At 62.2% G+C, this 6,000-nt stretch carries 5 protein-coding genes; 1 reads left to right on the top strand and 4 read right to left on the bottom strand.

Annotation, left to right across the window (positions count from 1 at the left end):
* The 4 genes from ASE71_RS21835 to ASE71_RS35145 all read right to left on the bottom strand — a co-directional run.
* Positions 1 to 1,377, bottom strand: a 1,377-nt coding sequence (locus tag ASE71_RS21835) for a hypothetical protein (RefSeq protein ID WP_060634965.1), incomplete at its 3' end; no start/stop codon positions are given.
* A 120-nt stretch (positions 1,378 to 1,497) separates the two neighbouring features.
* Entirely contained in the window at positions 1,498 to 2,670 is a 1,173-nt protein-coding gene (locus ASE71_RS21830; protein ID WP_060516148.1) for a hypothetical protein, read from the bottom strand.
* Between the two features lie 120 nt (positions 2,671 to 2,790).
* Positions 2,791 to 4,230 carry a terminase large subunit domain-containing protein gene (locus ASE71_RS21825; protein ID WP_060516147.1) on the bottom strand — a complete coding sequence of 480 codons (1,440 nt, stop codon included), beginning with the start codon at positions 4,228 to 4,230 and terminating at the stop codon, positions 2,791 to 2,793.
* Entirely contained in the window at positions 4,115 to 4,504 is a 390-nt protein-coding gene (locus tag ASE71_RS35145; RefSeq protein ID WP_156400692.1) for a hypothetical protein, read from the bottom strand. Before ASE71_RS35145 ends, ASE71_RS21825 begins: the two co-directional genes overlap by 116 nt.
* A 549-nt stretch (positions 4,505 to 5,053) precedes the next feature.
* On the opposite strand from ASE71_RS35145, the gene ASE71_RS21815 reads away from it, so the two are divergent.
* On the top strand, positions 5,054 to 5,422 hold the full coding sequence (locus ASE71_RS21815; protein ID WP_051659282.1) for a tetratricopeptide repeat protein: 369 nt from the start codon (positions 5,054 to 5,056) through the stop codon (positions 5,420 to 5,422).
* Positions 5,423 to 6,000 lie beyond the last annotated feature (578 nt).

The following is a 6,000-nucleotide window of genomic DNA, read 5'->3' as shown; positions in this document are numbered from 1 at the left end:
CTCGACGAGTGCCGTCGCCTTCGCCGTCATGTTCTGCAGCGCATCCGGCGCCATGCCGCTCGAGGCATCGGAAATCCCGGTGCGATCGGTCGCCTCCTGGTCGAGATAACCGAGCATGGAGAAGGATTCGCGCGCCACGAACGGCACTGCCGTATAGCCGACGGCACCACGCACATCGACGCCCTGACCGACGCGGATCGGCTGGCCGAATTTCGGGTTCAGCACCGATTCCGGGTTCTGGATCACCCCTTCCTGCACAATCGGCTGCTGGTTGTTCTGCCAGTAGAGATTGTCGAGCGTCTGGCGCAGGAGCACGGTCTTCACCCGCTGGATCTCCGCCATGTCGTCGGTGATCGCATTGCCCTCCCGCTGGTGCGGCCGCCGCTCGGTGATGAGATCGGCAAAAGGCACCTCGTCCCATTCCGCATCCTCGAGCAGGTTGTCGGCCCCGGTGCCGCCGGCAAAGATCAGGCGGCGCAGCTCCGCAATGCCGTCATCGTCCGCATCCACCTTCACATAGAGCTCGTAGTAGTCGACCTCCTGCAGCGCCTTTGCCGTCTCCTCGCCATCGCCGAAGATGCCACGCCTTCGGGCAAATTCCTCGTCCTCGCCATCCGCATTGCCGGCAAGGGCAAAGCCTTCGACGAGATCACGGTCATAGCCCATGGCGATCAGATCGGAGCGGCGCATCCGCCGCTTGATCCCGGCAATCGGGCTGTCGTCGATCGAGATCGCATCGGGGTGCACGAGGAATTCCTCGAGCGGCACGGCGGCAAGCCTGGTCGCCCCGCGCTCGGCCGTGCGGCGGATCTTCACGGTGAAGACAGGCTGCTCGACAGGCCCGGTCGAAAGCTCGATCCGTTCGACCGATTGCGCCTGTTCCAGCACCTCCACGGTGTCGTCGGCGATCAGCTGAACCAGCGCCGCCTCGTCGAGCCCGCTATGGGTCGAAACCTCGACGCTTTTTCTCTTCTCGTACCACCAGCGGATCACCCCGTTGCCGAGCTTCAGCGCGTCGTGCGCGGCATCCTGCACCGCGTCATAGCCGTCGCTTTCGGGAAAGACGATGTAGTTGATATAGTCGGTCGCCTGCTCGGCGCCGGCCTCGTCGCCCTGGTTGACCGGCTGGTATTCCACCACCTTGTCATTGCCGAGCACGGTGCGGATCAGCGACGGCAGCACCTTCTTCACCGCCGCCCGCACATCGCGCGAAACCACCTTGGAGCGGTTTGCTTCCGCCGGCACGTCGGCCATCACGCCGTCGTAATATTCCGTCGCCCTGATACGCGCCGCGGAAAGCTGGTCGCGATAATCCTCGCAATCCCTGACGAGCTGGCCCACGAGCTCCGTCAGTTCCGGTTTCGTCATCGCTGCCATCTATAGAACCTTCCGATCGGTAAAGGCCCAGGCGGCATGAGTGGCCTGCCCGGGCACAGCGTTCCGTCAATCGGCTCATAACGACCGAAAGAGCGTCATCACGTTGTTTTGCTTGTGAAATCAGGTGATCCGGATCGTGCCGATCTTGTAGCGCACGCCTTCGTCGGCCGTTATCACGACCGCGCTGTCACCGAGGATCGTCTTGTAGTTCTGATCCTGAGAGTTCGGATCGAAGATGCTGATGTAGTGGTTGCTGTGGTATTCGTTCGTGGCGCCGCCGCCGGCAAGGCTCACCAAACGGTGCCCGTTCGCCTCGAACTGCGGATTGGCGAGCGTATCCGAAACGCAGTAGCAGAAGCCGGGCGTCTGCAGGCCAGTGTAGCCGAACAGAACCCATTTCTGTGTGGGCACGTGGTAGCGGATGCTCTGCGCCATGCGGCCGTTCTGGTCATACATGGTGTAGGGGTTGTAGCCCGCCACCTTGAAGAAGATTTTCGGCTGCTGCGGCGCGATGTTGCCCTGGTAGTACTGGTGGTTCACCGTCTCCCACTGGTTGGCGTTGTTGTAGAACTGCCAGCCGACGGAAGCGTCGAGGTTCGATGTTCGGATGATGGTGAAGCCGTTGTCGAGCAGCGTGGTGTTGCCCGGCAGATTGCGGACCTCGATGAAGGCATAATAGTAGTTGCCCTCCTGCACGATGTTCGAAGGATGCAGGAAGCCATAGGCCGTCTCGATGGACTGGTAGGACCATGGTTCGGGGATCAGCACGCAGCGCACATTGTGATGGTTCTGGCCGAAATCCCCGGGATTGGGGATCGTCCAGGCCTGACCGTCATTGGTCGAGCGCACATAGCCGATGCCGTTGACCCAGCGGGTATTGAAGCCGTGGGCGTGGGAATTGAAGCCTTTGATCCCGCCGATCGTCGTCGACGATTGATAGAATTCGTGGTGGGTCAGGCCGACGACCAGAGAGCCGCGCGCGAACGGTGACACGATCCAGTGGCGGTTGGCATAGTGCCCTTCAACGGTGTCGCGCGGCGAGTTCCAGTGCCGGCCGGCATTCCAGTTGGTCCAGGTGTGGCCGTTGTGCCAATCGGAGAGGACGTTGTAGCGATACCCTTCGGAATGGCCGGTGATGAAGGTCGGCGTTCCGTTGGCGTCGCGCCACGGATGCAAGGGACCGTCCACCCACAGGCCATAGGGCGTGTTGCCGCCAACATAGCCGTGCCACTGGTTCGTGCTGAAATCCATGCACGTCGTGTTGCCCGACGTGGTAACAACGCTGGTAACCATTGAATTCTCCTGACGTTGAAAGCAGAAGTGCACCGGGTCCGTCCGCGGAGCCGGTATCTCGTGCCGAAGCGACCGGCCCTCATGTGTCGAGGCGTCGGAGCGGAGACTGCGGTGGGTCGATCAGAGAACCTTCCGATCGGTAAAGGCCCAGGCAGCGTTATCCGCCTTCACCCGGGCAAAGCGTTTCATCATCAGCGCGTAGCGGCTGGCCGAAATCACGTCGTCGCGTTCCTTGACGATCCGGCCGTCCTTGCGGTGGTAGAGCCTGAATTCCTCGAACCATTCGCCGGCAGTCGAAAACACCTTGAAGCGCCCGGTCTGCATGCGTTGCAGCATGTCGGAGATCCCCGCCTCGACACCGTTGGTGCCGTCGTCGAAGGTCGCCCGCTCGGGCAGCATGGCGAGCCCCTGCCCGCGATATTGCGCCGCCAGTTGCTCGCCCGAGCCCTTGTCGTGCTGCAGCCCGTCATGCGGCCAGGCCCAGGGCAGCCAGGGCCCCCAAGGTTTCAGGCTCGCCGCATGGATGATCGGCGTCGCCTCGCGCTCGCGGTAACAGCGGGTCACGTAAAAGACATCCGCATCCCGGTCCCAGGCGCAAAGCGCTGCGGCAAACGGGTGGTCCCAGCCGAAATCGAGCCCGCCGATCTGCACCCAGTGTCGTGGGATCTCGAAGGGTTCGACCCGGATCTGCTCCTCCGTCACCGGGAAGATTCTTCCCGACCCGAGCGTCGGCACCCCCTTGGTGCGCGCTTCCTTCTCATGCGCGGGGTAGCTCGCGACGATCTTCGCACGTTCCTCGGGCGAATAATGTTCGGCATCGTCGATCGTCATCGTCACCACGGTCCGGTCGTCTGATGGTTCCAGCAGATAGCGGCTGACGACCGAGCTCATGCCTTTCAGCGGCGTAAACGTCACGGCGACCGATCCACCGGTCGCATTGGTGCGGGTGATGCCCTCGAAATAGACGTCTTCCGGCGGCTCCTCGTCGAACCAGACATAGTCGACGGTGTTCGCCTGCCATTTCGCCCGGCCCTGCTCGTAAGCCTTCAAGAGCAGCGTCGAGGTGCCGCCCGAAGTGTGCCGCACGGTCACGCTGTCGAGCGCGCCGGAAGCGCTGGAGCGCCGGGTCCAGCCTGAGATCGCCGCCTTCGGCAGATAGCCCGTGCCCCACTCCTCCTCGCTCATCGGCGGGCCGACGAGCAGCCGCTGCACGCCATCGCGTGTCAGCTCGTGCGATTCCGAACCGCCGATCATCGTGATCGGCCGGTCGAACCGTCGGCCCGCCCACCAAGAGGGATAGTCGCCTGTCAGATGCATCGCCGCTTCCGCGGCGCCGGCAAGCGTCTTGCCGAGCTGGTTGCCCGCCATGAACAGCCGCTCGCGAAAGGTTGCTCCCGCCGCATGAAATTCCGTCTGCTTCGTATAGGGCTGGTAATAGCGCAGCCTATTCGTGTTCTGCCGCCGCCCGATCTCCATCGTCAGTTCCATCCGCTCCCGAAGCAGCAAGGAAAGGCCTGATGGTCTGGTCGAGCTTGCGGATCCGCTCGAGGAGTTGTTCATCCGTCATCTCGCCCATCTGGTTTGGATTGATGGTCACGTCCTTCGGCATCAGCGCCGCTATCGTTTTCAGGAAGTCGTTCGGGTTCTTCTCGATCAGCGCATGGATCGCCGCCGCCCCTCGGCTCTCCCAGGCCGAAAGCATGTCCTCGAGAAAGAGCTCGCCGAGCTTGGTGCGGACCGCCTTGCGCGTGCGCGCCCGGGGGGCGGCCCCACCCCCTCCGGCGCGCGGCAGAAAGCGCCCGGTCTTCGGGTCCTTTTCGGGTTTCACTGTCATGGGATTTGCTCCGGGGCACGAGGCGATTGCTCCTCCTGCGCACGAAGGATCGGCCGCCGCTTGACCAAAAGTTGCATTCTGCCATCAAAACCGACCGATAGCGGCGGGATTTGGAGGCGATCGCAGGTGATCCGGCGTTTGTGGACGAAACTGCTTGGCATGTTCGCGAGGCCGGCTCCGGCCCTGGCCGAAGTCGACGAGCCGACATCTCCGAAGGTCTCGGCGCCCAAGCTGGGAACGCCAATGCCTGCGGGAGACACCATCGTGTCGCCGCGGCTGTTCAAGCTAGCAAGCGTGACAGCCGATCACAGAAAAATGCGTGTGTCACGCCGGATGTCACGCTTGCAACCTTGACTTCAGGTTGCATTCGGTCATCAATACCGCTCACCGGGTTGCCCCACATCGGGTGCTTCTGGCGCAATGCATCGCAAGCGCTCCTGCTCTACCGGCAGTAGCCAGGGAAAAGTCAAATTAGTTCAAGATTTTAAGCAGTTTTTCAGCCTAGCAGTCCAGCCGCGGGAACCATGCAATGAATGCAACAGGTGCCAGATGATCCGCAACACGTTCAGCAAGTTGAAGACCATTTTCACCCCGCGGCCGTCCGCAACGAATATCTCGCCCAGGTTGCTTGAACTGGCGACGTCAGGAAATGTCGATGCCCAGGCGAAACTCGCCGAAATCTATTTCAACGATGGCGGCGCGGAACACTATGCCGCCTCGCTTCATTGGAACCGCCAGGCCGCCCGCCAGGGTCATCCGGCTGCCCAGGCCCGCCTCGTGACCATCTATCAGAGAGGCCTCGGCGTCGAGCGCGATCCGAAGGAAGCCTCGCGCTGGCTGCGCAGCATCGGGCAGCCCCGCCCGCGACATGAGACCGGCGCCTCCGTCACCGGCAAGATCGCCAAGCAGGAAGCCTAAGGCTTTTCGCGTAAAAGTGGGCAGCGGTATTGCCGCAACGACATGCATAAAAACCAGATCTTAAAGCCTGTCGCGTGAGCCCTTTCCACGCGACCAGCTTTAGGGCTTTCGCACCAGAACATGCAGCGATCTTGCGACAGCAGCATGCGGGCGCCGAGGACATGAAGCCCAAGTGCGGATCCGAAAAATCGCGAAGCGCCGTGACGCCGTAGCGGCCATCGTCACCCGCGTCTCAGCGGTCGCAGCCGGCGCCGGCGCGGATTTGAGTTTTTTGGATATCGGCATCAGCGCCCAGGCAAGGCCGCGCCAATCCGCCGGAATCAAAAAGGCCACTTCAATGACGAAACGGCCAGCCTGTAATATCCTTAGCCCGCTTCCGTTCGCTTGGCAAGCCCCTTTGCCAAACTTTGTTTCCGTTTTGTTCGTTTTCTTCCTTTACCCCCGCCCCGCCTCTTTGCCAGCCCATGTGCGCGATCGGTGGTACAATCGCGAGCGCCATGCAAGGCCGCTGGCGCCATGTCTCCTTCCTCAACGGATCCGGGGCCGGCGGCGGCATGGTTGATCCGTTTCGATGCGGA

It is taken from the genome of Ensifer sp. Root954 (assembly GCF_001429005.1).
In the GTDB taxonomy this organism is placed as follows: Bacteria; Pseudomonadota; Alphaproteobacteria; order Rhizobiales; family Rhizobiaceae; genus Ensifer; species Ensifer adhaerens.
The sequence above is the reverse complement of the archived record's forward strand: the minus strand, read 5'-3'. Positions and strand labels throughout refer to the sequence as shown.